The sequence below is a fragment of the Falsiroseomonas sp. E2-1-a4 genome (assembly GCF_051433165.1).
Taxonomy (GTDB): domain Bacteria; phylum Pseudomonadota; class Alphaproteobacteria; order Acetobacterales; family Acetobacteraceae; genus Falsiroseomonas.
The window spans coordinates 141,464-166,158 of record NZ_JBHMFS010000004.1; the positions used below are offsets into that span (position 1 = coordinate 141,464).

The 24,695-nt window shown below is 70.3% G+C and carries 22 protein-coding genes and 1 pseudogene; 14 read left to right on the forward strand and 9 right to left on the reverse strand.

Going from position 1 to position 24,695, the window contains the following annotated elements:
• The first annotated feature begins 1 nt into the window (after position 1).
• From ACFHNC_RS06205 to ACFHNC_RS06250, 10 genes are read left to right on the forward strand one after another with little or no spacing between them, the layout of a single operon-like run.
• Positions 2 to 1,117 (forward strand): NAD(P)/FAD-dependent oxidoreductase, encoded by a 1,116-nt coding sequence (locus ACFHNC_RS06205; protein ID WP_437168351.1) that lies wholly within the window; start codon positions 2 to 4, stop codon positions 1,115 to 1,117.
• 32 nt (positions 1,118 to 1,149) lie between these two features.
• Positions 1,150 to 2,133 carry an ABC transporter ATP-binding protein gene (locus ACFHNC_RS06210; protein ID WP_437168352.1) on the forward strand — a complete coding sequence of 328 codons (984 nt, stop codon included), beginning with the start codon at positions 1,150 to 1,152 and terminating at the stop codon, positions 2,131 to 2,133.
• Positions 2,126 to 2,818 (forward strand): SDR family NAD(P)-dependent oxidoreductase, encoded by a 693-nt coding sequence (locus tag ACFHNC_RS06215; protein ID WP_437168353.1) that lies wholly within the window; start codon positions 2,126 to 2,128, stop codon positions 2,816 to 2,818. The genes ACFHNC_RS06210 and ACFHNC_RS06215 overlap by 8 nt, the downstream gene beginning before the upstream one ends.
• Positions 2,815 to 3,090, forward strand: a complete 276-nt coding sequence (locus ACFHNC_RS06220; protein ID WP_437168354.1) for a (2Fe-2S)-binding protein — start codon at positions 2,815 to 2,817, stop codon at positions 3,088 to 3,090. Before ACFHNC_RS06215 ends, ACFHNC_RS06220 begins: the two co-directional genes overlap by 4 nt.
• Positions 3,087 to 4,445, forward strand: a complete 1,359-nt coding sequence (locus ACFHNC_RS06225; protein WP_437168355.1) for an FAD-dependent oxidoreductase — start codon at positions 3,087 to 3,089, stop codon at positions 4,443 to 4,445. The genes ACFHNC_RS06220 and ACFHNC_RS06225 overlap by 4 nt, the downstream gene beginning before the upstream one ends.
• Positions 4,445 to 5,563 carry an NAD(P)/FAD-dependent oxidoreductase gene (locus tag ACFHNC_RS06230; RefSeq protein WP_437168356.1) on the forward strand — a complete coding sequence of 373 codons (1,119 nt, stop codon included), beginning with the start codon at positions 4,445 to 4,447 and terminating at the stop codon, positions 5,561 to 5,563. Before ACFHNC_RS06225 ends, ACFHNC_RS06230 begins: the two co-directional genes overlap by 1 nt.
• Before the next feature lie 32 nt (positions 5,564 to 5,595).
• On the forward strand, positions 5,596 to 7,155 hold the full coding sequence (locus tag ACFHNC_RS06235) for an ABC transporter substrate-binding protein (RefSeq protein WP_437168357.1): 1,560 nt from the start codon (positions 5,596 to 5,598) through the stop codon (positions 7,153 to 7,155).
• A 19-nt stretch (positions 7,156 to 7,174) separates the two neighbouring features.
• Positions 7,175 to 8,116, forward strand: a complete 942-nt coding sequence (locus ACFHNC_RS06240; protein ID WP_437168358.1) for an ABC transporter permease — start codon at positions 7,175 to 7,177, stop codon at positions 8,114 to 8,116.
• A complete protein-coding gene (locus ACFHNC_RS06245) occupies positions 8,113 to 8,991 on the forward strand; it encodes an ABC transporter permease (RefSeq protein ID WP_437168359.1) in 879 nt (292 codons plus the stop codon). The genes ACFHNC_RS06240 and ACFHNC_RS06245 overlap by 4 nt, the downstream gene beginning before the upstream one ends.
• Positions 8,988 to 9,962 carry an ABC transporter ATP-binding protein gene (locus tag ACFHNC_RS06250; RefSeq protein ID WP_437168360.1) on the forward strand — a complete coding sequence of 325 codons (975 nt, stop codon included), beginning with the start codon at positions 8,988 to 8,990 and terminating at the stop codon, positions 9,960 to 9,962. Before ACFHNC_RS06245 ends, ACFHNC_RS06250 begins: the two co-directional genes overlap by 4 nt.
• On the opposite strand, the gene ACFHNC_RS06255 is transcribed toward ACFHNC_RS06250, so the two are convergent.
• Positions 9,963 to 10,985 (reverse strand): zinc-binding alcohol dehydrogenase family protein, encoded by a 1,023-nt coding sequence (locus ACFHNC_RS06255; RefSeq protein WP_437168361.1) that lies wholly within the window; start codon positions 10,983 to 10,985, stop codon positions 9,963 to 9,965.
• Between the two features lie 89 nt (positions 10,986 to 11,074).
• Between ACFHNC_RS06255 and ACFHNC_RS06260 the strand changes: the two genes are divergently transcribed.
• Both ACFHNC_RS06260 and ACFHNC_RS06265 read left to right on the forward strand, forming a co-directional pair.
• Positions 11,075 to 12,406, forward strand: coding sequence for an FAD-dependent oxidoreductase (locus ACFHNC_RS06260; protein WP_437168362.1), 1,332 nt, complete (start codon positions 11,075 to 11,077; stop codon positions 12,404 to 12,406).
• Entirely contained in the window at positions 12,403 to 12,621 is a 219-nt protein-coding gene (locus ACFHNC_RS06265; protein ID WP_437168363.1) for a DUF1289 domain-containing protein, read from the forward strand. Before ACFHNC_RS06260 ends, ACFHNC_RS06265 begins: the two co-directional genes overlap by 4 nt.
• Here ACFHNC_RS06265 and ACFHNC_RS06270 read toward each other — a convergent pair.
• Entirely contained in the window at positions 12,618 to 13,583 is a 966-nt protein-coding gene (locus ACFHNC_RS06270; protein WP_437168364.1) for a Bug family tripartite tricarboxylate transporter substrate binding protein, read from the reverse strand. The two genes, ACFHNC_RS06265 and ACFHNC_RS06270, sit on opposite strands and share 4 nt — an antisense overlap.
• A gap of 99 nt (positions 13,584 to 13,682) precedes the next feature.
• Positions 13,683 to 15,017, reverse strand: a complete 1,335-nt coding sequence (locus ACFHNC_RS06275; RefSeq protein ID WP_437168365.1) for an MmgE/PrpD family protein — start codon at positions 15,015 to 15,017, stop codon at positions 13,683 to 13,685.
• 365 nt (positions 15,018 to 15,382) lie between these two features.
• Here ACFHNC_RS06275 and ACFHNC_RS06280 point away from each other — a divergent pair.
• Positions 15,383 to 16,193: pseudogene (locus tag ACFHNC_RS06280) on the forward strand (tripartite tricarboxylate transporter substrate binding protein).
• Between the two features lie 54 nt (positions 16,194 to 16,247).
• Here the strand turns inward: ACFHNC_RS06280 and ACFHNC_RS06285 are convergent.
• The 6 genes from ACFHNC_RS06285 to speB form a co-directional block, all read right to left on the reverse strand.
• Entirely contained in the window at positions 16,248 to 16,988 is a 741-nt protein-coding gene (locus ACFHNC_RS06285) for a FadR/GntR family transcriptional regulator (RefSeq protein ID WP_437168366.1), read from the reverse strand.
• A 94-nt stretch (positions 16,989 to 17,082) separates the two neighbouring features.
• Positions 17,083 to 17,973: an alpha/beta hydrolase gene (locus tag ACFHNC_RS06290; RefSeq protein ID WP_437168367.1), complete on the reverse strand. Its 891-nt coding sequence runs from the start codon at positions 17,971 to 17,973 to the stop codon at positions 17,083 to 17,085.
• Entirely contained in the window at positions 17,970 to 19,574 is a 1,605-nt protein-coding gene (locus tag ACFHNC_RS06295; RefSeq protein ID WP_437168368.1) for an ABC transporter substrate-binding protein, read from the reverse strand. The genes ACFHNC_RS06290 and ACFHNC_RS06295 overlap by 4 nt, the downstream gene beginning before the upstream one ends.
• A 56-nt stretch (positions 19,575 to 19,630) precedes the next feature.
• Positions 19,631 to 21,049: a homospermidine synthase gene (locus ACFHNC_RS06300; RefSeq protein ID WP_437168369.1), complete on the reverse strand. Its 1,419-nt coding sequence runs from the start codon at positions 21,047 to 21,049 to the stop codon at positions 19,631 to 19,633.
• 87 nt (positions 21,050 to 21,136) lie between these two features.
• Complete coding sequence (locus ACFHNC_RS06305; protein ID WP_437168370.1) at positions 21,137 to 22,357, reverse strand: type III PLP-dependent enzyme; 1,221 nt, start codon at positions 22,355 to 22,357, stop codon at positions 21,137 to 21,139.
• Positions 22,358 to 22,931: 574 nt separating this feature from the next.
• Positions 22,932 to 23,816 carry an agmatinase gene (speB, locus tag ACFHNC_RS06310; RefSeq protein ID WP_437168371.1) on the reverse strand — a complete coding sequence of 295 codons (885 nt, stop codon included), beginning with the start codon at positions 23,814 to 23,816 and terminating at the stop codon, positions 22,932 to 22,934.
• A gap of 54 nt (positions 23,817 to 23,870) precedes the next feature.
• Here speB and ACFHNC_RS06315 point away from each other — a divergent pair, with 54 nt between their 5' ends.
• Positions 23,871 to 24,695, forward strand: a complete 825-nt coding sequence (locus ACFHNC_RS06315) for an IclR family transcriptional regulator (protein ID WP_437168372.1) — start codon at positions 23,871 to 23,873, stop codon at positions 24,693 to 24,695.

Here is a 24,695-nt window from a genome sequence, read left to right on the forward strand (position 1 = left end):
GATGCGCCGCGCCCTCGTCATCGGTGGCGGCCTGCATGGCCTTTCCACCGCGCTGCACCTGGCCCGCACCCCCGGCTGGCAGGTCACGCTGCTGGAACGCCGCCATGTCGGGCGGCATTCCAGCGGGGTGAATGCGGGCGGCGTGCGCCGCCTCGGCCGGGTGCTGCCGGAGATTGCGCTGTCCGTGGTCGCCGCCGAGATGTGGCAGGGCATTACCGCCCTGGTTGGCGATGATTGCGGCTTCCGCGCCACCGGCCAGGTGAAGGTGGCCGAGAGCGAGGCGGACATGGCGAAGAACCACGCCCGCGTCGCCCAGGTTCGCGCCCTCGGCTGGACGCATGAGGAGGTGGTGGACCAGGCCGAGATCCGCCGCCTGCTGCCCGCCGTGTCCCGCCACGTGGTCGGCGCCATCGTAACGCGGGATGACGGCTCGGCCGACCCGATGCGCACCGTCATGGCCTTCCGGAGGGCCGCGGAGCAGGCGGGGGTGACAATCATCGAGGGGGTGGCCGTGACCGGGCTGGAGGCCACCGCCGAAGGCACCATCCGGCTGCAGACGGACCAGGGACCCTTTGAGGCCGAGCGTGTCGCCAATTGCGCCGGCGCCTGGGCTCCGGACCTCGCCGCGCTGGCGGGCGAGACCATTCCCTGCGGCACCAAGGCCAGCATGATGATCGTGACGGAACGCCTGCCGCCTTTCGTCGAGCCTACGGTTGGCGCCACGGCCCGGGCGCTGTCCTTCAAGCAGACGGCCGCCGGCACGGTGGTGATCGGCGGCGGGCACCAGGGGCGCAACGACAAGGCGGCGGAGACCTCCTCCGTCCTGTTCGGCAGCCTGGCCTTCGCCGCCCGGATCGCGGCCGAGATCTTTCCCTGCGTCGCCGGCGCGCGGATCATCCGCACCTGGACAGGTACGGAGGCGCGGCCGCCGGACGACATGCCGGTGATCGGCGAAAGCCGCAGCCTTCCCGGTCTGTTCCACTCCTTCGGCTTCTCCGGCCACGGCTTCCAGCTCTCGCCCGCCGCCGGCGCCGCGGTGGCGGAACTGATGGCGCGCGGCGCCACCAACCTGCCCATCGCGCCCTTCACCCAGGATCGCTTCACCGTTCCGGCTTGATGCCGGCGGCTGGCTGGCGCAGGCTTGGCCCGATGACGAAACCTGCCCTGGAACTGGTGGGACTCCGGACGGAGTTCCGCATCGGCGGAAGCTGGCACCCTGCGGTGCGCGACCTGTCGCTGACCCTCATGCGGGATGAGACCCTGGCGCTGGTCGGCGAAAGCGGCTGCGGCAAGTCCGTGACCGCGCTGTCCGTCATGGGGCTGGTCCAGCCGCCCTTCGGCCGGGTGGCGGCCGGCCAGATCCTGCTGGATGGGCAGGATCTGGCCGGCCTGTCCGACCAGGCACTGGAATCCGTGCGCGGCGACCGCATGGCGATGATCTTCCAGGAACCGATGACCAGCCTGAACCCGGTGATGACCGTGGGCGACCAGGTGGCGGAGGCGCTGCGGATTCATCGCGGCATGGACCGCAAGGCCGCCCGCGCCCGCGCGCTGGAATTGTTCGAGGAGGTGAAGATCCCCTCCGCCCCGCAGCGGCTGGATGAGTATCCGCACCAATTTTCCGGCGGCATGCGCCAGCGGGTGATGATCGCGATCGCGCTGGCCTGCGAACCGGCCGTGCTGCTGGCGGATGAACCCACCACGGCGCTGGATGTCACCATCCAGGCGCAGGTGCTGGGCCTGCTGGCCGATCTGCGGTCCCGCTTCGGCATGGCGGTGCTGTTCATCACCCACAACCTCGGCGTGGTGGCGCAGATCGCGGACCGGGTGGCGGTGATGTATGCCGGGGAGATCGTGGAGCAGGGGCCGGTCGAGGCCATCTTCGCCAACCCGCAGCACCCCTATACGCGCGCCCTGTTCTCCGCCATTCCGCGGCTGGACCAGCCCGGCCAGGCGTTGTCCGCCATTCCCGGCCGGGTGCCGCCGCTGGACGCCATGCCCGCTGGCTGCCGCTTCGCGCCGCGCTGTCCGCTGGCCCGGGCGGGGTGTGAGCGGGACCAGGTGCTGGCCGAGGTGGCCCAGGGCCACGCCGCGCGCTGCCATGTCGCAACCGGAGCCCTGATGCATGCTTGATCCCGTCGGCCGCGTCGTCCTGATCACCGGTGGGTCCCGCGGCATCGGGCGGGAGGTGCTGCGCCGGCTGCATGGCTCCGGCTGGATGATCAGCGCCGGCATCCGCAGCGCCGGCAAGCTGGTCGCCGGGCCGGACCTGCTGCTGCATCGCTGGGATGCGGAGAAGGAAGGCAGTTCCGAGGCCTGGGTCGCCGCCACCATGGCGCGCTTCGGGCGGATCGACGCGGTGGTGAACGCCGCCGGCATCAACCCGATGGCCAGGCTGCTGGATGCGGATGAAACACCGCATGACGCCATGTGGCAGGTGAACGTCAAGGCACCAATGCGCGTCATCCGCGCCGCCTGGCCGCATCTGATCGAGAGCGGGGAGGGGCGGGTGGTGAACCTCGCCTCGCTGTCCGGCAAGCGGGTGGCGAATGAGAATCTCGGCTACGCCATGAGCAAATTCGCCGTGGTGGCGATGACGCAGGAGGTTCGCCGGCTGGGCTGGGAACACGGCATCCGCGCCACCGCCATCTGCCCCGGCTTCGTGCAGACGGAAATGACCCTGCACGCGAAATACCCGAGGGAGGCGATGAGCCGGCCGGAGGATGTGGCCGCCCTGGTGGAGATGGTGCTGCGCCTGCCCAACACCGCGACGGTGGGGGAGATCAAGGTGAATTGCCGCTTCGAGGCGCTGCTGTGACGGTCACGCGCCTGGTTGACCAGGACCGCCTCGCGCTCATCTTCACGGTCGATGGCGTGGACGTTCCGGCAAAGCAGGGCGACACGCTGTTGACGGCGATGCTGACGGCCGGCCTCGGCCATGTCCGCACCAGCGAATTCGGCGATGGCGCCCGGTCCGGCTTCTGCTGGATGGGCGCCTGCCAGGATTGCTGGGTGGTGGTGGTGGGGAAGGGTGTTCGGCGTGCCTGCACGACATTGGTCGAAACCGGGATTGAGGTGATCAGGCGATGAAGGTTGTGGTTGTTGGCGCCGGTCCGGCCGGTATCCGCGCGGTGGAGCAATTGGTGCGCGCGGGCGTGTTCCCGACCTGGATCGAGGAAGGCGCCGATGGCGGCGGCCGCGTCACGCAGCGCCCGCCGGCGGAATTCAGCCGCAGCCATGCCGCGCTTTATGGTGCCGATGCCGGCCGGGCGAAGCGCCTGCATGCGGCGCTGGATTCCCTCAAGGCGCGGGTGGATTGGCGGCCGGACACGCTGGTCTGGAACATCCGCCCCGAGGCCCGCGTGCTGCATACGCTGACCAATGGCGCGGCGCAGGATGAGGTGGCCTATGATGCCGTCATCCTCTGCACCGGCGCGATGGACCGCGTGCTGCCGCTGCCGGGCTGGACCCTGCCGGGTGCGACCACGCTGGGCGGCGCGCAGGTGGCGCTGAAGTCGCAGGGGGTGGGAGTGGGTGCCAACCCGGTGCTGATCGGCACCGGGCCGCTGCTGTGGCTGACCGCGCTGCAATACGCCAAGGCCGGCGCCAAGCCCGCCGCGGTGCTCGACACCACGGACCTGCTGACCAAGGCGCGCTTCGGCGGCGGTATGATGTGGAACATTCCGACGCTGCTGCGCGGCATGGGGCTCTACGCCAGCCTCAAGCTGCGCGGCGTGAAGATGTATGAGGATGTGACGCCGCTGGCGATCGAGGGCACGGACAAGGTCACCGCCGTGCATTGGCGCGACGCCGCCTGGAAGGAACATGTCACGCCCTGCGATGCGGTGGCGCTCGGCTGGGGCCTGAAGCCGGAGGCGCATCTGGCCGACCTCGCCGGTGTGCCCTTCGATTACGACGACACGCAGCAGAACTGGGTGCCGCGCAAGGATGCCGCCGGGCGGTCGCCGGTGGCGGGCGTGTACCTGGCGGGCGATGGCGCGGGCATTGGCGGCGTGGATGTGGCGGAGTTGGGCGGTGCGCGCGCGGCGCTGGCGCTGCTGGCGGATGCGAAGCTGCCGTCGGACATGGCGCTGAGCAACCACCTGGACGGCCGCCTGCGGACCGAACGCCGCTTCCGCAATGCGCTGGAACGCGCCTTCCCCTATCCGGCGCGCCTCGCTTCGCGGATGGAGGACAGCACCTCCGTCTGCCGCTGCGAGGTGATCACGGCCGGCGAGTTGCGCGCCGCAGCGGCCTCCGACGCGCCGGAGCTGAATCGCGCCAAGGCCTTCTCCCGCGTCGGAATGGGCCGCTGCCAGGGCCGCCTCTGCGGCACGCCGGCGGCGGCGGTGCTGGCGCGCGCACTGGAAGTGGAGGTGCCGGAGGTCGGCCGACTGCGCGGCCAGCCGCCAGTGAAGCCGGTGCCGTTGCAACAGGTGGGGTGATGGTCCAGGCGGATGTGCTGGTCGTCGGCGGCGGCGGCGCGGGGTGTTCCGCGGCGCTGCATCTGGCGCAGCGCGGCGTGCGGGTGCTGCTGCTGGAGCGTGGCCTGGTCGGTGGCCAGGCTACGGGGGTGAATTACGGCGGCGTGCGCCAGCAGGGCCGCCACCCCGCCGGGCTGCCGCTGGCCCGAAAATCCCGCGAGATCTGGTCGCGCATCACCGAACTCACCGGCAGTGACATCGAATTCGACCCCTGCGGCCACCTCAAGCTGGCGCGCAGCCCGGAAGATGAGGCGGAACTGCTGCGCTGGAATGCGCTGGCCGCCGAACATGGCCTGCGCCCGCGCATGATCGGCCGCAACGCGATCCGCGAACAGCATCCCTATTTCAGCGACGTCGTCATTGCCGGCAGCCTGATGGAGGAGGATGGCAGCGCCAATCCGCGCCTTCTGGCCCCGGCGCTCGCCCGCGCCGCACGCGCTGCCGGTGCCGATATCCGCGAACACCATGCGGTGACGGCGCTGGACCACGATGGCAACGCCTTCGAGGTCCTGGCCAACGGCACGCGCTTCACCGCGCCCTGGCTGCTGAACTGCGCCGGCTTCTGGGGCGGCGAGATCGCGGCGCGGTTCGGGGAGCCGGTGCCGATCGAGAAGCTGCACCCGAATATGCTGGTGACGGAGCCGCTGCACTATTTCCTGCGCGAAAGCCTCGGCGTGGTCGGCGGCGATCTGTATCTGCGGCAGATCCCGCGCGGCAACATCATCTTCGGTGGCGGGCGCGGTGAGAGCGATGCGGAAATCCGCGTGACGCGGCCGCGCCCGGATGCCGCCTTCGGGGCGATGCAGCGTGCCATCGCGGTGATCCCGCGCCTGGCGCATGCCATGGTGATCCGCAGCTGGACCGGCACGGATGGCGAGATGCCGGACCATTTCCCGGTACTCGGCCCGTCCCGCACCACCCCAGGCCTGCTGCACGCCTTCGGCTTCTGCGGCGAGGGGTTCCAGACCGGCCCGGGCGTCGGCGCCGTGCTGTCGGAACTGGTGATGGATGGCGCGACGGATGTTCCGCTCGATGCCTTCGATATCGGACGCTTCACGGCGGCGCAGATAGCGGTCTAAGCTCCCCGGCAAGGCAAACGGGGAATAATTTCATGCGGGGATTTCGGGCGGCGCTGCTTGGCAGCGCCCTTGCCGTGGCATCGGCCTTCGGTCTCAACACGCAGGCGATGGCCCAAGGCCAGACGCTGCGGGTCGGCATGGCGGCGCAGGATGTCGGGCGGCTGGACCCGCATTTCGCCGTCTCCACCATCGATCGCGTCGTGGTGGCGTGGATGTTCAACGGGCTGGTGCGCTTCAAGCCCGGCTCCATCAACCCGGCCGAGATCGAGCCTGACCTGGCGGAGCGCTGGGAAAGCAGCAGCGACGGCAAGACCTGGACCTTCCATCTGCGCCGCGGCGTGCGGTTCCATGGCAACTTCGGCGAGCTGACGGCCGATGACGTGGTCTTTTCCCTGAAGAAGGCGGGTACTGCCGCGACCAGCGCCTTCTCCGCCGATTATCGCGCGATCGAGACCATCGAGGCGGTGAACAGCCACACCGTCCGCATTGTGCTGCGCGACAACATCCCGAGCCTGCTCGGCATCCTGACCAATTATGCGGGCGGCTACATCGTCTCGAAGCGCGCGGTGGAGGAGCGGGGTGATACCTTCGTGCGGAACCCCATCGGCACCGGCCCCTTCGCGCTGGATCGCGTGACGCCGAACCAGTCGGCGGAGCTGGTGGCCCATGCGGGCTACTTCCGTGGCGCGCCGCAGATCGGGCGCATCAGCTACCGCTTCATCCCTTCCGACGCCTCCCGCGACCTGGCCTTCCAGAACCGGGAACTGGATGTGAATTACGGCCGCGCCGACCAGACCTGGCTGAACCGCACCCGCGCCGTGCCCAACACGGTGGTGGATGTGTTCGAGCCGGGTGAGCTGGCCATCATCAACCTCAACACCAACCAGCCGCCCTTCAACGATATCCGCATCCGCCAGGCGATGGCCCATGCGGTGAACCGGGCGGAGCTGGTGCGCTTCCGTGGCCAGGATGTGGCGCGTGAAGGCCAGTCGCTGGTGCCGCGCGGCTATCTCGGCTTCAGCGCCGATAATGGCCTGCTGCCGGCGGACCCGGCGCGCGCACGGGCGCTGCTGGCGGAGGCGGGGCATCCGAACGGCATAACCATCCGCGCCATCCACACGCAGCTGCCCGAAATGCTGAACATGATGCAGGTGGTGCAGCAGCAGCTGCGCCGGTCCGGCATCACGCTCGACCTTCAGGTGGTGGAACATGCGACCTTCCACCAGCAGATCCGCCAGGATCTGTCGCCGATGGTCTATTACGCCGCGGCACGATTCCCGGTGGCGGATATCTACCTGACGCAGTTCTTCCATGGCCGTTCGCGGGTTCGCACGCCGACGGCGGTGACGAACTTCTCCCATTGCGACCAGGCGGACAGCCAGATCGACGCGGCGCGCGTCAGCACCGATGTGGAGGAGCAGAAGCGTTTGTGGGCCGAGGCGCAGCGCATCCTGGTGCAGAATGTCTGCGGCGTGCCGCTGATCGAGACGCTGCTGGTCTTCGCCCGCCGCGCGGATCTGGATTACGGCTACGAGCTGAAGGGGTCGATGAGCCTTGGCCCGCTGATCACCGAAGCGACGCGACTGCGGTGAAGCGGCTGAGGGCAGCCGCATGACCGGCTTCGTCCTGCGGCGCCTGCTGGCCGCGGTGCCGACCTTGATCGCGGTGCTGACGCTGGTCTTCATCATCGTACGCATCGTGCCGGGTGACCCGGCGCTGGTGATTCTGGGCGACCAGGCGACGCCGGAGGCGATCGCGGCGCTGCGCACGCGGCTGGGCTTGGACCGGTCGCTGTGGGCGCAGTATTTCAGCTTCATCACCAGCGCGCTGGTCGGTGATTTCGGCGTCTCCATGGTCACCGGCCGGTCGATCATGGCGGAGGTGGCGGCGGTGCTGCCGCACACCATCGACCTGACGCTGGCCTCGATGATCTTCGGCATCGTCGTCGGCGTGCCGGTCGGCATCTGGGCGGCGTTGCACCGCAACGGCGTGGTGGATGTGGCGGCACGGGTGCTGTCGCTGCTCGGCCTGTCCTTTCCGGTGTTTGTTTCCGGAATCTTCCTGCTGCTGGCGTTTTCGCTGCATTGGCGCTGGTTTCCCGTCATCGGCAGCGCGGACCTGTCCGATTACGGCGACCGGCTGCACAAACTGGTCCTACCGACCGTGGCGCTCGGCCTGGTGATGGCGGCCTACATCACGCGGGTGACGCGCAGCGCCATGCTGCAATCACTGGGCGAGGACTATATCCGCACGGCGCGCGCGAAGGGCGTGCCGTGGCGGCGCGTGGTCTGGGTGCATGGCCTGCGCAATGCCTCCATCCCCATCGTCACCGTGGTGGGGCTGTATGTCGGCATCCTGCTCGGCAATTCGGTGCTGACGGAGATCGTCTTCAACAGACCGGGCTTGGGCAAGATCATCGTCGGCGCGCTGAACCAGCGGGACTACACGATGCTGCAGGGGCTGATGGTGATCTACTGCTTCCTGATCGTGGTGGTGAACCTCATCACCGATCTGCTCTATGGCGTGATCGACCCCAGGGTGAAGGCGGAATGAGCACCACCCAGGAACTCGTGGCGCCTGCCGCACCCGCCGGCTGGAAGCGTGCGCTGGGCAAGGCGCGCAGCAATCCGACCACGGCGGTGGGCGTGGTGATCTGCCTGATCATCATGGCGTCCGCCATTCTCGCGCCGTGGGTCGCGCCCTATGACCCGGCCGACCAGGACATCTTCAACCGCCTGCAGCCGCCCTCGGCCGAGTTCTGGCTTGGCACGGACCAGTTTGGGCGAGACATTCTCTCGCGCCTGATGTGGGGCGGGCAGATCTCGCTCACCGTCTCGCTCGGCGCCATTTTCGCTGCCGCCATCATCGGCGGCGCCATCGGCCTGATCTCCGGCTATATCGGCGGCAAGTTCGACCTGTTCGTGATGCAGGTGATGGATGTGCTGCTGTCCTTCCCCTCGCTGATCCTCGGGCTGATCGTGGTGGCGCTGCTGGGGCCGGAGCTGGTCAACCTGGTGGTCGCCATCGCACTCACCGCCATCGCGCCTTTCGCTCGCGTCGCCCGCGCGCCGACCATGGCGCTGAAGGAACGCGCCTTCGTGGAAGCGGGCCGTGCGCTCGGCTTCAGCCACAGCCGTGTGCTGTTCCGACACATCCTGCCCAACATCATGTCCGAGGTGATGGTGATGGGCACGCTGTGGCTGGCCACCGCGGTGCGCGTGGAGGCGTCCCTGTCCTTCATCGGCCTCGGCGTGAAGCCGCCGACGGCGACCTGGGGTGGCATGACGCGGGACGGGTTCGAGAACATCCTGGATGCGCCCTGGCTCGCGGTGTTCCCGGGGCTTGCCATCCTGTTCCTGGTACTGGGGCTGAACATGGTGGGCGACGGGCTGCGCGACGCCACCGACCCGAAGCTGAGGAACGAATGACCTCACCCGTTCTGGTCGTTGAAGGCCTGCGCAAACACTTCGTCGCCAAGAAGGGTTTCCCCAAGCCGCGCACCATCCGCGTGCGCGCCGTGGAGGACATCTCCTTCACCATCCATGCCGGCGAGGCCTTCGGTCTGGTCGGTGAATCCGGCTGCGGCAAATCCACCGCCGCCCGCGCCCTGCTGCGACTGATCGAGCCGGATGCCGGCACCGTCACCTGGAAGGGGGAGAATGTCCTCACCGCCAAGGGCGCCGCGCTGAAGGCGCTGCGCCGGCGCATGCAGATCGTGTTCCAGGACCCCTATTCCTCACTCGACCCGCGGCAATCCATCGGCGCTGCGCTGATGGAGCCGATGCATGTGCATGGCCTGGCGGAGGGCCAGGAAGCCCGCCGCCGCGCCGGTGCCTTGCTCGAGGAAGTGGGCCTGCCGCCCGCCGCGCTGGATCGCTTCCCGCATGAATTCAGCGGCGGCCAGCGCCAGCGCATCGGCATCGCCCGCGCGCTGACGGTGGAGCCGGAGCTGATCGTGGCGGATGAACCGGTCTCCGCGCTCGATGTCTCGGTGCAGGCGCAGGTGCTGCTGCTGATGCAGGACCTGCGCAAGCGCCGCGGCCTGTCCTTCCTGTTTGTCAGCCACGATCTGTCCGTGGTGCGCTGGTTCTGCGACCGCGTGGCGGTCATGTATCTCGGCCGCATCGTGGAGGAGGGCCCAGCGGGCCGCGTGCTGGCCAACCCGCTGCACCCCTATGCGCAGATGCTGCGCGACGCCTCGCCGATCCCGGACCCGTCGCGGCGCGGCGTGCTGCCGCGGATCATCGGCGAGATCCCCTCCGCCGCGAACCCGCCGCCCGGCTGCCCGTTCCACCCGCGCTGCGTCCACGCCATGCCGCAATGCAGCCAGGTGATGCCTGGCTGGACGCTGGCATCCGGCGAGAACCAGGGCGGCGTCGCCTGCCATCTGCACGGCTGATCAGGCCTCGGCAAACCCCTCCAGCACGATCTTGCCGCGGGAGGTGGTGCTCTCGATCGCGGCATGGGCGCGGCGCAGATTGGCGGCGGTGATCGGCCCAAAGTGCTCGGCCAGCGTGGTGCGCAGCGTGCCGGCATCCAGCATGCGGCTGACCTCCACCAGCAACTCGTGCTGCGCCTGCATGTCTGGCGTCTTGTGCATCGGACGGGCGAACATCAGCTCCCAATGCACCGACGCCGCCTTGGTCTTCAGCATGCGGATATCGGGCGCGGATTTCGGGTCGTCGATCAGGCAGATGGCGCCCTGCGGCGCGATGATCTCGCAGATCGCGGGCCAATGCGTCTCGGTATGTGTGGTGACGAATATGGCGGAGACCGGCACGCCCAGCGCCTTGACCTGCGCCACCAGGTCGCCCGAATGGTCCAGCACGTCATGCGCGCCCATCTGGCGTGCCCAGTCCATCGTCTCCGGCCGGCTGGCGGTGGCGACCACGCGGAGCCCCGTCAACTGGCGGGCAAGCTGCACAGCGATGGAACCCACGCCGCCGGCGCCGCCGATGATCAGCACGGCCTCCTCCCGCTGCGCCGTGTCGCGCGGAATGCGCAGGCGGTCGAACAGCGCCTCCCAGGCCGTGATGGCGGTCAGCGGCACGGCGGCGGCCTCGGCGAAGGAGAGGTTTTTGGGCTTCGGGCCGACAATGCGCTCATCCACCAGATGCAGCGCGGCATTGGTGCCGGGGCGGGTGATGTCGCCGGCATAGAAGACTTCGTCACCGGGGCTGAACAGGGTCGCCTCCGGCCCCACCGCGCGCACCACGCCGGCCGCGTCATAGCCCAGCATCTTGGGCGTGCCGCCCGGGTCGGCGCGCATCCGCACCTTGGCGTCCACCGGGTTCACGGAAATGGCGCGCACCTCCACCAGCAGGTCGCGGCCGGTGGGCGGGGCCGGGTCGGGCAGGGTGAAGTCCTGCAGGGATTCGGGATCGCTGGAGGGCAGGCTCTTGGTATAGGCAACGGCGCGCATGGGTCAGGCTCCTGTCGTGGCGCCTGAGATGGACCCTGCGGCCGCATATGACGAGGCCTGTCGCGCCGCCAGGCAGCCGGATTGGCAGGATGGGCGCCGCGGGCCATACCAGCCGCATGAAGCGCTTCGATGTGGTGGTGGCCGGCGCCGGCGCGGCGGGGATGATGGCGGCGCTGGCGGCGGCCGATGCGGGCGCGCGCGTCGCGCTGCTGGAACGTGATGCGGCGGTGCCGAGCACGTTGTCCGTCTCCGGCGGCCTGATCTCCGCCGCCGGCACGCGCTGGCAGGACGCCGCCGGAGAGGCCGACTCGCCTGAAACCTTCGCCGCCGATGTGCGGGCGAAAAGCGGCGCGGAGGTGGACCCGGTGCTGCTCGCCACAGTGACGCAGGGCGCGGCGGAGGCGGTGGCCTTCCTCGCCGATGTCGCCGGCCTGCCGATCCATCTGCACACCACTTCTCGCTGGCCCGGCCATTGCGCCATGCGGCTGCATGCGACGCCGGCGGAAAGCGGCGCGGAGTTGCAGGCGCTGCTGCGCCAGGCGGTGGCGAGGCAGCCGCGCATCACCTTCCGCGACGGCGTGACGGTGACGGCGCTGCGGCCGGAGGGCGTGGCGACCAGCGCGGGTGGGATGGATGGCGGCGCCGTGGTGCTCGCGACTGGCGGCTTTGGCGGCGCGCCGGGGTTGGTGGCCCGCTACTGCCCGGAGGCGGCGCGGGCGGTGCATGTCGGCGGCAGCCACGCCGATGGCGCGGGCATCGCCTGGGCGGCGGCGCTCGGGGCGGAATTGCTCTGCATGGGCAGCTACCAGGGTCAGCCGCATGTCTCGCCGCATCTGGTGGGCGGCGTGCGGCCGCGCTTCGGGGCCTCGCTGCCGGCGCTGGGGGCGGTGCTGGTGAACCGGCTGGGGCAGCGCTTCGTGGCGGAGGATATCGGCCCCTCCGAACTCACCGCGCATCTGCTGGCGCAGCCCGGCGGCGTGGCGGTGGAGGTGTGGGGGGAGGCGGCGCAGCAGGCGGCGCTGGCCGGCGGGCCGTTCCGGCGCGCGGTGGAGCTTGGCGCCGTGGTGCGTTGCGCGGACCTGTCCGAACTCGCTGCGCGCTTCGGCCTGCCGGAGGCGGCGCTGGCCGAAACCTTCGCGGCGCCGGATCGGTTCGGGCGCCGCCGCTGGGACGGGCCGCCGCGGGCGCCCTTCCACGCGGCGGAGGTCACCGGCGCGCTCGCCCATACCCAGGGCGGCGTGCGGGTGGATGCGAATGCACGGGTGCTGCGCGCCGATGGCAGCGCCATTCCGCGCCTGTTCGCCGCCGGCGGCGTGGCCTGCGGCATTTCGGGCCGGGGCGCCGCGGGCTATGTGCCGGGCAACGGCCTGGCGCAGTCCTTCGCGCTGGGGCTGCGCGCCGGGCGGGCCGCGGCGCGATGATCGAAAGCCCCTGCACGCAACGCTGCGAGATCGATGCACGCAGCGGGCTGTGCCGCGGCTGCGGCCGCAGTCTCGATGAGATCGCGGCCTGGACCCAGCTTTCACCGGAGGCGCGCCGCGCCGTGATGCGGCGGCTGGTGGCCCGGCGTACGTGGCTCGCACGAACCGCCGTCGCGGACGAAACGACTCATACCACGCATTCTGTTCGTGATTAAGCGGCGCTGAGTCCGAAGCGGCGGATGATTTCGGCGTAACGCGCCGCATCGTCGGCAATCGCGGCCTGCAGCACCTCCGGCGCCTCATCCGTCGGCTCCACGCCGAGCGAGGCAAGGCGCTCAGCCACATCCGGGCGCATCGCCACCTCCCGGCTGGCCGCGTTCACCCGGGCGATGATGGCGGGGTTGGTGCCGGGCGGTGCGACCAGGCCATGCCAGCCGACGGCGGAGAATTCCGCAAGGCCGAGCTCACGCAGGGTCGGCACATCCGGCAGCGCGGCGGTGCGCGCCTCCGGGCTGACCAGCAGGCCGCGCAGGCGTCCGGCACGGACATGGTCCGTCACCGCGCCGATATTGATGATGACGCCCTGCAACTGCCCCGCCATCAGGTCGGTCAGCGCGACGGAGCCGCCGCGATAGGGCACATGGGTCCAGGTGGTGTTCGCCGCGCGGGCGAGCTGCTCAACCAGCAGATGCGCCAGGGTGCCATGGCCGGGGGTGCCGACCGCCGATGGCTGGGCCCGGCCGCTGGCCAGCCATTCCGCGAAATTCCTCGCCGGGTGGTCGGCCCGCACCACCAGGATCTGCGGCACCCGCACGGTGCGATGGATGGCCGCGAAACCGAGCGGGTCGAAGCTCAGCCGCGGCGTCAGCGACCCGGTGATGGAGAGCGTATCGGCGCCCGCGAGCAGCGTGTAGCCATCCGGGGCCGCGCGGGCCACGGCGGCATAGCCGATGTTGGAGCCGCCGCCGGGCTGGTTTTCCACCACCACCGGCTGCCCCAGCAACTCCGTCAGGCCGCGGGCGGACAGGCGTGCCACGATATCCTGGCTGCCGCCGGGCGCGACTGGCACGACCATCCGAATGGTCCGTTCGGGCCATGTGCTGGCGCGGGCCAGCCGGGGGGCGGCGAGCAGCCCGGCCGCAAAGGTGAGAAAGGGACGACGAGACAGCTTCGACATGATGGGGTTCCCGGCCGGCATTTCACGCCAGATCCGGGTTTAAACAAAATTCTACGAGTTATACAAGTATCAACGATCTAGAATCGTGTTTTGGGTGTTCTACAGCGGCCCGGGCAGTTCAGCGCCGTCCCGCAGCAGCGTGAGCAGTCTGGCGGCGGCCGCCGTGCCGATGACCGGCTCGGCCAATTCGAAAAACTTCGCCGCCAGCTCCGCATCGGTCAGCGGCGCGTCCGGGTCGCCCTTGCGGGTCGGCTGGTGGTGCCGCAGCACACGGCCATCCGTCAGCCGCACTTCCAGATTGGCCGCGCGCCGGGCGGGGTAATCGGCGGCGAGCGCGGGGTCGAGGCTGACCGTCACCTTCGGCATCACCGCGCGGATGCGCGGATCGGCCAGGCTTTCCGGTGTGAAGGCCGCGATCCGCACGCCGCCCAGCACCAGCAGCGCGCCGAGGCAGTATTGCGCGGAGAAGCGCGCCTGCTGCTCCGTCGCCACCTCCGGCCGGTCACACACATCCTTGGTGGCGGAATAGCCGCCGAGATGGATGGCGGCGACATCCTCCGCCCCAAAACCGTGCTGCGCCTGCAGCGCCGCCAGCCCATCCAGCCCCGCGAAGATATGCCCGCAGCAGCCGTGATTCTTGAAGGTCATGCTGGTGATGGCGATGTGCTCATCGAGGCTGGCCAGGGCCTTGTCCCACTTCCCCGCATCCTCGCTGGTGGCGACTGCGAAGCCGACCGGGCCGTGCAGCACATCGAGCGCGCCGGTGACGCCCGCGGAAGCGGCAATTGCGGCCAGCGCGCCTGCCTCCGCCGCATGGCCGGGGTGCAGCGGCTTACTCATGCCCTCGCCCCGGAAGGCCTGTTGCAGGCCACCGGCCATGGTGGCGGCGGTGGCCAGCGCATGGGCCATGCGCGTCTCGTCCAGCCCGAGCACCACGCCCACGGCCGCGGCCGCGCCGAAGGTGCCGACGGTGCCGGTGGTGTGCCAGTAGCGGTAATGGCTCGGCTGCACCGCCAGGCCGATGCGGCAGCCCACCTCATAGCCCGCGGTGATGGCGCGCAGCAGCAGGTCCATGTCGCCGCCATGCACCTGGGCGGCGGCCAGCGCGGCGGGGATGGTCGGGCAGCCGGGGTGGTAGCCGGCATCGCGGTAGATGTCGTCGAATTCCACCGTGTGGCTGGCGGTGGCGTTCAGCAGCGCCGCATGGCGCAGCCCGCCCGGCTGGCCATCGATATAGCAGATGGCGCGGCCGCTGCCGCGCTGGTCCGCCAGCACGCGGGCCATCAGGCTGGCCGGCGGCTGCGCGCAGCCCGGCAGCAGGGCGGCGAACCAGTCGATCAGCGCGCGGCGGGCATGATGCGCCACCTCCTCCGGCAAGGGCCGGTCGCGCCAGCTTGCGGCATGTGCGGCCAGGCGGATCAGCGGATTGTCCATGCGTGCGGTCCCGGTCCCGTTAGCTGTGCAAGCGCGGCGCCGCCGCGGTTCTTGCCGCCAGAATGCACCGCGCGCCGCCCGGCGCCAGCCCGCGGCCCGCCAATACTGTGGGCAAAACGAAATGCAACTGGTATCCAGACCTGGCGCCCAACGCACCCGCCGGCAGAGCGGGACGCGGCGCAAGGAAAGCTGGCGCGGCTGAACCGCCGAGACAGGGACATTCCATGATCCTCACCCGCCGCCTTGCCCTTGGGGCAGGCCTGCTGGCCGCCACGCGCCCGGCCCATGCCGCCTGGCCCGAGCGGCCGCTCTCCATCATCGTGCCCTTCGCCGCCGGCGGCGGCACGGACGTCTCCGCCCGCGTCATGGCGCAGTTCCTGGAGGTGGAGCTGGGCCAGCCCGTGGTGGTGCAGAATCGCGGCGGTGCGGGCGGCGAGATCGGGCTGACGGCGCTGGCCGATGCGCGGCCGGATGGCTACACGCTCGGCATCATCAACACGCCCGGCATCGTCACCATCCCCATCGAGCGCACGCCGCGCTGGTCGATGGACAGCTTCACCTTCATCGCCGGCGTGGTGGATGACCCGGCGACGATCCGTGCACCCGGACAGCCAGATTCGCAGCATCGCCGACCTGGTCGCGGCGGCGCAGCGCGAGCCCGGCCGGATCACCGTCGCGGACCAGGGGCCGGGCTCGGCCGGCAGCATCAGCGTCATGCTGCTGGAACAGGCGGCGGGCGTGCGGTTCGAGCCGGTGGCCTATGCCGGCACGGCGCCCGGCGCGCAGGCGCTGATGACGCGGGAGATCCAGGTCGCCACCGCCAATCTCGGCGAGAGCCTGACCTTCGCGCGGCGCCAGCCCTGGCGGACGCTCGGCGTGATGTCCGATGCGCGGCACCCGATGGCGACCGATGTGCCGACCTTCAAGGAAGCTGGCTACGATATCCACGGCGGGTCGCTGCGCGGGCTGGGTGGGCCGAAGGGGATGCCGGCGGAGGTGGTGGCGCGGATTTCCGCGGCGCTGGACAAGGTGCTGGCCAACCCCGCCTTCCGCGCCAGCAGCGAGCGCGCCTTCCAGCCGCTGCGCTACCTGAACCCGGCCGATTACGTCGCCTTCCTGACGCAGGTGGACGCGACACATCGGGCGCTGTGGCGTGAGCGCCCCTGGCGGCGTTAGCCGATCCCTTCTCCCCCGCTGGGGGCGCGGGCCTTTTTGCCTTCCATGCGCCCGCTACGCCGCCACCTGTGCCGCCAGCCGGCGGTAGCGCTCGCGTGCCGCCTCCAGGTGCCGGCGCATGGCGGCGCGGGCGGCTTCGGGGTCGCTGGCCGCGATGGCCTCCGCCACCACCCGGTGTTCGCCACGCACCTGCGCCAGATACTGCTTCCGCTCCGCCTCGCTGCGCTCCACCAGGCCGAGCGCGCGGCGGGGGATGGCGTGGCGGCCTAGCACCTCCAGGAAGCGCAGGAAGTGTGGGTTGCCGGTGGCCATGAAGATGGCGCGGTGCAGCGCGAAATCGGCCTCCGCCGCATCGCCGCCGGCGGCCACGGCAGCGTCGAAGATCGCCTCCGCCTCACTGATCAAGGCGAGCGCCGCCGGGCTGCGGCGTTCGGCGGCAAGCCCGGCGGCCTCCACCTCCAGCGCCAGGCGCAGTTCCAGCACCTGGATCACCTGTTGCAGCCCCTCGGCCTCGCTGGGCGTCAACCGGAAGATGCCCTCGCCGGGGCGTTCGGTGACGAAGGCGCCGACGCCCTGGCGGGTTACCACCAGCCCCTCCGCCCGCAGCGCCGCCACCGCTTCCCGCACCACGGTGCGGCTGACGCCGGCCTCCCGCATCAGATCCTGCTCGGTCGGCAGGCGGGCGCCGGGGGCGAGGCGGCCGGAGCGGATTTCCTCGGCCAGGCGATGCACCAGCGCGCCGGTGAGATTGGCGGCGGGGCGCAGCGGCGCCATGCCGATGTCGCGCCGCATCATGGCAGCTTGGTCCGGTGGGTCACGGTCATCATATGATATGACAAGCTGACCCGCCTGACGTCAATTCAGCGTGGGTGACGCGCTCCGCCTAGGCTCAGGCGACGCGTTCCGCCGAGACCCCTGCCTCCGCCGCTGAGATCAGCCGATCCTCGAACCACAGCGCTGCGCAGATGGCGGACATGGCGCGCCCGTCATGCCCCACGCCGGCCACGGGCACGAGCTTCCAGTTGCAGGCCACGCCACGCCGCGCCGCCTCCGCCTGGCCCTGTTTCAGGTAGTTGTGCGCCCGGGCGAAGCGGTGCGGCCCCTGGGCCAGCGCGGCCGGCTGGGAGGGGAGGGAGGGGCCGTCCGTCTCGGTATCCTGGTCGCCGGCCAGGATGGTCATGGGGAAGGCCAGCAGCGCCAGCAGCGCGTCCTCACCGAGCCCGATGCCACCCAGCCCCTCGGGGAAGGCCCGATCCAGCGTCGACAGCGTGTACCAGCCCGGGTTGCCGATGGTCGCCGCTTCCAGCCAGTCATGCGGCTGGGTGGAGAGCAGCCGGTGACCGAACTGCCCACCGGCCGAATGGCCGAACAGATGCGCCTTGTCCCGCGTGGTGACGCCGGCCTGGCGCAGCGCCTGAAACACCCGCTGCGGGATGGCATAGCCCCAGCTTTCCGCTGGGCGCGGCTGGCCGAGATCGTCCATCACCAGGCCGTTGTTGTAGTGCTCGGCTTCCGGCCAGGCCTGCTTGCCATAGGTCGGGGCGACGATCAGCAGCCCGTGTTTGTCCGCCGCCGGGATCCAGAAATCACGGTAGTCGTCGCCATTCCGCTGCATGCCGTGCTGCACGATGACCACGGGATTCTCTGGCCGGTGGCTGGCCGGGCGGTAGCCATGCAGGGTCAGCGGCCGCGCCAGGTCGCAGGCCGCATCCGCCCAGGGGATGGCGCTGCGGCCGGGCTGCGCGAAGGCGAGCGCCAGGGGAGACAGGGGTGGGCTCATTGCGGGCGAATCTCCTGCGCCAGGGTCTGCTGGTCCATCCGCCCGGCATAGGCCAGGCCGCGGCGGAAGGCCCAGACGGCGCTTTCGAAATGCAGCGGCAGGATCGGCATTTCCTGCAGGCCGATCCGGCTGGCCTCGCGCAACAACTGCTCCCGCTCCGGCTCGCCCATGGTAATCAACGCGGTCAGCGCCGCGGCATCGAAGGCGGCGTGGGACCAGTTGCCGTAGTTGCTGCCGCCGACGCCGCGCTCCCGATCCGTGCTCGCCATCCATGTGCGGAAGAACAGCAGCGTCTCCTCCGCGCTTGCCGCCCAGCCGCCCATCGGCACCGAGAATTCGCGGCGGGCGCGGCGGCCGAAGAAGACGTTCGACGGCATGGCATCCACCTCCGCCCGCACGCCGATGCGGGCGAAATACTGGCCGACGGCCTGGATCACGCGGGCATCATTCACGTAGCGGTTGTTGGTGGCGTGCAGGGTCAGGCTGAAGCCGTTCGCGTAGCCCGCCTCCGCCAGCAGGGCGCGGGCGCGGGCCGGGTCGTAGGGCAGCACGGGCAGGCCGGGGATCGTGCCGAACATCCCCTCCGGCAGGAATTGCGCGGCGGGCAGGGCTAGGCCATCCATCACCCGGCTGGCGATGGCGTTGCGGTCGATGGCGAGCGACAGCGCCTGGCGAACCCGCACATCCTGCAACGGATTAGGCGCGCCGCCGCCATTGACGAAGGGCGCCGGGTTGCGCTGGTCGAGTTGCAGGAAGATCAGCCGCGTGGTCGGCGCGACGGCCAAGCCGATCGCGGCATTGTTCCGCAGGCGGGGAATGTCGCCGGTGGCGGGCGCCTCCACCACATCATGGTCACCGGCCAGCAGCCCGGCCAGCCGCGGACCGGCCGCCGTCACCGGTTGCAGCCGCACTTCGGCCCAGTGCGGCCTGGCGCCCCAGTAGCCGTCATGTCGCACCAGCTCCGTCACGCCGCTGCGGCCGAAATGGCGCAGGCGGAAGGGGCCGGTGCCGATGGCGGCGGAGCCGTCATTGAACTGCGCCAGCGTCGGCCAGGGTTGGCCGCGGCCGCCGCACTGATCCGCCAGGCTGAAGGCGATGGGGCGCGCTGGCACCAGGCCGGCCGGGATGATCCGCAGGGTGGACAGATCCGCCGGCAGCAGCGGTTCCGGCTGGCGCGTGCCGATGACAATGCGGTGCGGCCCCTCCGCCTCCACCCGTTCCAGGCGGCGGACGATGGAGGAAAAGGAGCTGGCCAGCTCACCTTCGTTGTTCAGGATGCGGCAGAAGGAAAACACCACATCGGCCGCGGTGAAATTCTGGCCGTTGTGGAATTTCACCCCCTCGCGCAGGTCGAACACCCAGGTGGTGTCGTCGCGGCGGGACCAGGCGGTGGCGAGCGATGGCCCCGCCTTCAGCCGCGCATCCAGCGCGACGAGGGATTCGAAGACATGGTTGTGCAGGGTGGAGTTGGGCGCGGCCGCGTATTGTTGCGGATCGGCGGAGGTCGGCTCCGCCGCCATGCCGATGCGCAGTATCTGCGCCCGCGCCTCGATGGCGCCCATGACCAGAAAGGCGGCGCCTGCCAGAAGATATCGATTCATCCCGTGCATCCCCATATCGGACGCGACTATGCCGCCGATACGTGTGCTGGGCCTAGTCAGGTCACGCGGAAGTTGTGGAATTGCCAGGGGTCGTCGCTGTCCACATCCTCCGGAAACAGCACGCCGCGGCCTTCCAGCGGCGTCCAACCGGCATATTCGCCAACCATGTCGCCGAGATAGGGCGCGCAGATTTCCAGCACCCTCGCGTGGTCGATCTCATCCGACTCGACCAGGCCCTGGCGCGGGTTCTCCATGGCCCAGATCACCCCGGCCAGCACCGCGGCCGTCACCTGCAGCGAGGTGGCATTGTTGTGCGGCGCGGCGCGGCGGGCCTCGCCGATGGTGAGGCGGGAGCCGAACCAATAGGCGCCCTTGGCATGGCCCATCAGCAGCACGCCGAGCTCGTCCATGCCGTGGCTGATCTCATCCGTCATCAGCCGCTTTTCCGGCTGCATCTCCCAGTTCTTGCCGGCGAGTTCATGCACCGACAGCACCGCATCGTCGCAGGGGTGGTAGGCGTAATGCGCGGTCGGGCGGTAGGTGACCGCGCCGGTGTCATCGCGCAGCGTGTAGTAATCCGCCAGCGAGATGCTTTCATTGTGGGTGATGAGGAAGCCATGCATCGGGCCTTCCAGCGGCGTCCAGGTGCGGACCCGGGTGGAGGCACCGGGGCGCATCAGATAGATCGCGGCGTCGCAGCCGAAGCCGTGGCGGTGGCCATCCGGCGGCAACGCCTTCTCATGGCTTCCCCAGCCGAGCTCGGCCGGCTGGCAGCCTTCGCCGACGAAGCCATCGACGGACCAGGTGTTGACGAACTCCCCCGGCTTCTTCGGGCGGTCGGCCACCTGGGTGTCACGCTCGGCGATGTGGATCACCTTCACGCCGAGGTCGCTGGCAATCCGGGCCCAGGCGGTGCGGTCGCTGGCCGGCGGCGGCGTGGCGATGGGCGCGCCGGTGTCGCGGGCGATGTTCAGCAGTGCCTGCTTGACGAAATGACTGACCAGGCCGGGGTTCGCGCCATGCGCGGTGATGCTGGTGGGGCCGCCGACGAAATCCGGGCGCAGCGCGATCGCCGCTTCGCGCAACGCGTAGTTGGACCGCTGCGACGGCGTCAGCGACGTGTCGGTATAGCCACCGGCCCAGGGCTCCACCACGGTGTCCAGGTACAGCACGTCCAGCTTCTGGCAGAGCTTCATAAGCTCAACCGAGGACACATCCACCGACAGGTTCAGCAGGAAATCGCCCGGCGCCAGCAGCGGCGAGAGCAGGTCGGCAAAATTCTCGCGCGTCGCCGCCTGCAGGATGAAGCGGATGCCGTATTCGGCCGCCACGTCCTCGCCGCGGGTCTCCGCGGTGACGATGGTGATGCGCTCGGCCGGGATGTCGATATGCCGCAGGATCAGCGGCAGGACGCCCTGGCCGATGGAGCCGAAGCCCAGCATGACAAGGCGGCCGGAGAATTCTGCGTGCTTCATCGTCCAGGCACTCCATTCAGGTTTGTTGGGTGGAGGCGGTTTGCACCGCCTCCCGGTCTTCAGGCCGCTTGCACGGACTCCTGATCTTCAAGCCGCTTGCACGGCCTGCACATAACCCGGCGTTTCGAGCAGCGGCAGATCCGCCACCTCTACCACGCCGGCGCGGTCCATGCCGTTGAAGGCGGTGCGCAGGCAGGCGCCATAGGCGCCGAGCTGGCCGATCTCGATCCAGTCGCCTTCTGCCACATCGCCGGGCAGCAGGAAGGGGCCTTCCATGCGGTCCGCGGTGTCGCAGGTCGGGCCGAAGAAGCTGAAGGGCACCGTCTCCGCCGTGCTGGCGGAACCGGGGCGGATCAGCTTCACCGGGAAGCGGAAGCCTGGCACGCCGGCATCCGACAGCGCGCCATAGACGCCGTCATTGATGAACAGCATGCCGTCCCGCCGCGCCTGTACCTGCACGACGATGGAGGCACCGCCCGCCACCAGTGCGCGGCCCGGCTCCGCCCACAGCTCCACCCCCGGCAGCGCCGCTTCGGCGAAGGCGGCGGCGATGCTGTCCATGAAGGCGGACAGCGGCGGCGGGACGACATCCGGATAGGCCACCGGGAAGCCGCCGCCGACATCCAGCACCTCCACCGCCACGCCGGCCTCCCGGATCACGGCAGCGGCGAGCGCGATGGCGCGGGCATAGGCGGCAGACTCCAGGCATTGCGAGCCGACATGGAAGGACACTCCGAGCTTGCCGGCATGTGGGCGTGCCGCACGCAGTAGCGCCACCGCTTCCGCCGGCTCCGCGCCGAATTTCCCGGAAAGGTCATAGACCGCGCTGCCCTTCGGCAGGCCGAGGCGGATGATGAGGTTCAGGCCCTCGCCACCGGTTTCGTCCAGGATCTTGGCCAGTTCCGCTTCGGAATCCAGCACGAAGTCGCGCACGCCGTGCGTCGCATAGGCCTCGCGGATCGCGCCGCGCGCCTTCACCGGGTGCATGAAGTGGATCACCGCATTCGGGAACAGGCTGCGGACCAGGCGCACTTCGCCGGCGGAGGCGCAGTCGAAGTGGCGCAGGCCACCGGCCCAGAGGGCGCGTAGCACCGTCGGGTCCGGGTTGCACTTCACGGCGTACATGGTGGTGCCCGGGAAGGCCGCCTGGAAGGTCGCGCCCGCCGCGCTGATGGTGGCCGGCCGCAGGCAGTGCAGGGGGTCCTCCGGCCGCAGCGCCTCGACCACGCCGGCCACATGGGCGGGCAGGGCAGGGGCGGCGGAGCGGCGGAGCGGTGCGGTGGCGCCGCGGAAGCGGAGGACGGTCATGGCGGGCTCCCTGGGGCCTGGGGTTTGCGCGGCAGCGCGGGCAATTTGGCCCGCCGCCGCGCTTCATCCCGTGAGGGGGCGCGGCGGCGGGAAGGAGGGAACCGGGGCCGGATCGGCGCGCGCCCCCACAAGGGAGGAACCCTCGCTGCGCACGGCACGCCCGCCACCTTGCGGTGGGGAACGGGACGCGGGCGGCGGAAGCGTCGCAGGCCGGCGCCTCAGACCCTCGGGCCTGGACGGGCGGAATGCGGCGCTTCGGGCGCGGTCACGCGGAAAGTCGCGGGGAGATTCCCGGCTTCGCGCGGCGGCGATCAGGCGACACAGGCGGTTCCCTCGAACCTTCCGGCCCAAGCGGGCCGGCTGAACAAAGGACGCGTCCCGTCGTTGCTGTGCCCCGGATAGGCGGGGGCTCGCGGCACGTGCGATGGCGTCGGGTCTTCGAGGCGGGCCCACAGGGCGTCGCCACGGCCGGATAAATAGCGGCCTTTCCCACGAAGTGCAAGAGGTTTTTTCGGGACCTTGCAGAATCGTCGCGGGGGACTGCCTGCGATCGGGTTGATTGGCCGGAAGGGTTTCAGCCGCGGCAGAGGTATTCCCAGACCATGCTGGCGGCGGCCAGGGCGGTGATCTCGGCGTGGTCGTAGGCCGGCGCCACCTCCACCACATCCATGCCGCGGAAATCCGTCCCACCCAGCCGCCGCAGCACCGCCTGTGCCTGCCAGGTCGCCAGCCCGCCGATCTCCGGCGTGCCGGTGCCAGGGGCAGAAGCGGGGTCCAGCGCATCGATGTCGAAGGACAGGTAGGCGGGCGCGCTGCCCAGCACTTGGCGCACCTGCGACGCCACCTTCGCGGGACCGGCCTCATGAAAATCCTGCGCGGTCACCACGGTGACGCCCTGCGCCAGGGTCCATTCCCAGACCTCCCGCTGCACCGGGGACCGGATGCCGAGCTGGATCATCCGTTTCGGGTCCACCAGGCCCTCATTGATCGCGTGGTAGAAGACCGAGCCATGGGCATAGGCCTGGCCGAAATTATCGGCCCAGGTATCCACATGCGCGTCGAAGACCAGCAGGCCGAGCGGCGCGCCCAGCTTCTTCCGCAGCGCGCGCAGCAGCGGCAGCGTCACGCCATGCTCGCCGCCGAGCGCCACGAGATGGTCGACCGCGGCCGCCTGCTGCTCGATCCGCGCCAGGCTGCCGGGGATGTCGCCCAGGGCAAGTTCGAAATCGCCGATATCGGCCAATGGCAGCGCCGCCGGGTCCACCCAGCTTCCCGGATGCGCGCCATCCACCAGCATGCGTGACGCGGCCCGGATCGCCCGGGGCCCGTCGCGGGTGCCGGCGCGGTTGGTGGTGCCGATATCCATCGGGATGCCGGCGATGCCGATCGCCGCGTCCGGGTCCCGCCGCGTGACGCCGAGAAAGCCCGGCGGGGTGGCATAGGTGGGCGTTCCGGCCATGACGACTCCTGTTGGGATGGACAGCGCCCCCCCTTGGGCCGCAGGCTGGCCAGAATGACAAGCCAAAGAAAAGCGTCATCCGGGGAGGATGGGACTGAGGAAGGCACCACCGCCGTCCGCTCCGTGCTGATGGCCGTGCGGGTGCTGGAGGCAATGGCGCTGGCCGGCGGCCCGCTGCGGGTCTCGGACCTCGCGCGCCGGCTGACGGAGCCGAAGGGCCGCGTGCATCGCCACCTGGTCACGCTGCGCCTGGCCGGACTGGTGGCGCAGGAGGAAGCGACGGAGCGCTACCACCTGACCTGGCGCATGTTCCAGATCGGCCAGGCGGCGGGGGAGCAGTTCGACCTGAAGCGCGTGGCAGAACCCGCCATGCACCGGCTGCGCGATGCGGTGGGGCAATCCGTGCTGCTTGCCGTGCCGACCGGCGGCGACCCGATGGTGGTGCATGCGCTGGAGGCGCCGAACACGGTGCAAATCTCCGTCCAGCCCGGCAACCGCCCGCCGGCGCATTGTTCCGCCCAGGGCCGCATCATGCTCGCCTTCGGCCCGCCGGCGGCCGAGGCCCGCGCGCTGGCCGGCAAGATGGAGGCGCTGACCCCGCATTCCCTGACCGACCCCGCCCGGCTGCGGGCGCGTCTGGAGGTGGTGCGGGAGCGGATGTGGGACACCGCACCATCCGAGGCGCTGCTCGGCGTGAATGCGCTGGCCGCGCCGCTTTTCGCGGCGGGGGATGTACTGGTGGGCTCGATCGGCATTGTCGGGTCAGTGCAATTCGTGCCGGACCCGCCGGGCGAGGCGATGCTGGCCGCGTTGCGAAATGCGGCCGAGGAAATCAGCCTGCGGCTCGGCGCCACGCGCTATGGCCCGCGCGTCCCGTAG

Coding starts and splice junctions, on each gene's coding strand:
- ACFHNC_RS06205 (WP_437168351.1), top strand. CDS start 2: ATGCGCCGCGCCCTCGTCATCGGTGGCGGCCTGCATGGCCTTTCCACC.
- ACFHNC_RS06210 (WP_437168352.1), top strand. CDS start 1,150: ATGACGAAACCTGCCCTGGAACTGGTGGGACTCCGGACGGAGTTCCGC.
- ACFHNC_RS06215 (WP_437168353.1), top strand. CDS start 2,126: ATGCTTGATCCCGTCGGCCGCGTCGTCCTGATCACCGGTGGGTCCCGC.
- ACFHNC_RS06225 (WP_437168355.1), top strand. CDS start 3,087: ATGAAGGTTGTGGTTGTTGGCGCCGGTCCGGCCGGTATCCGCGCGGTG.
- ACFHNC_RS06230 (WP_437168356.1), top strand. CDS start 4,445: ATGGTCCAGGCGGATGTGCTGGTCGTCGGCGGCGGCGGCGCGGGGTGT.
- ACFHNC_RS06235 (WP_437168357.1), top strand. CDS start 5,596: ATGCGGGGATTTCGGGCGGCGCTGCTTGGCAGCGCCCTTGCCGTGGCA.
- ACFHNC_RS06240 (WP_437168358.1), top strand. CDS start 7,175: ATGACCGGCTTCGTCCTGCGGCGCCTGCTGGCCGCGGTGCCGACCTTG.
- ACFHNC_RS06245 (WP_437168359.1), top strand. CDS start 8,113: ATGAGCACCACCCAGGAACTCGTGGCGCCTGCCGCACCCGCCGGCTGG.
- ACFHNC_RS06250 (WP_437168360.1), top strand. CDS start 8,988: ATGACCTCACCCGTTCTGGTCGTTGAAGGCCTGCGCAAACACTTCGTC.
- ACFHNC_RS06255 (WP_437168361.1), bottom strand. CDS start 10,985: ATGCGCGCCGTTGCCTATACCAAGAGCCTGCCCTCCAGCGATCCCGAA.
- ACFHNC_RS06260 (WP_437168362.1), top strand. CDS start 11,075: ATGGGCGCCGCGGGCCATACCAGCCGCATGAAGCGCTTCGATGTGGTG.
- ACFHNC_RS06265 (WP_437168363.1), top strand. CDS start 12,403: ATGATCGAAAGCCCCTGCACGCAACGCTGCGAGATCGATGCACGCAGC.
- ACFHNC_RS06270 (WP_437168364.1), bottom strand. CDS start 13,583: ATGTCGAAGCTGTCTCGTCGTCCCTTTCTCACCTTTGCGGCCGGGCTG.
- ACFHNC_RS06275 (WP_437168365.1), bottom strand. CDS start 15,017: ATGGACAATCCGCTGATCCGCCTGGCCGCACATGCCGCAAGCTGGCGC.
- ACFHNC_RS06285 (WP_437168366.1), bottom strand. CDS start 16,988: ATGATGCGGCGCGACATCGGCATGGCGCCGCTGCGCCCCGCCGCCAAT.
- ACFHNC_RS06290 (WP_437168367.1), bottom strand. CDS start 17,973: ATGAGCCCACCCCTGTCTCCCCTGGCGCTCGCCTTCGCGCAGCCCGGC.
- ACFHNC_RS06295 (WP_437168368.1), bottom strand. CDS start 19,574: ATGAATCGATATCTTCTGGCAGGCGCCGCCTTTCTGGTCATGGGCGCC.
- ACFHNC_RS06300 (WP_437168369.1), bottom strand. CDS start 21,049: ATGAAGCACGCAGAATTCTCCGGCCGCCTTGTCATGCTGGGCTTCGGC.
- ACFHNC_RS06305 (WP_437168370.1), bottom strand. CDS start 22,357: ATGACCGTCCTCCGCTTCCGCGGCGCCACCGCACCGCTCCGCCGCTCC.
- speB (WP_437168371.1), bottom strand. CDS start 23,816: ATGGCCGGAACGCCCACCTATGCCACCCCGCCGGGCTTTCTCGGCGTC.
- ACFHNC_RS06315 (WP_437168372.1), top strand. CDS start 23,871: ATGACAAGCCAAAGAAAAGCGTCATCCGGGGAGGATGGGACTGAGGAA.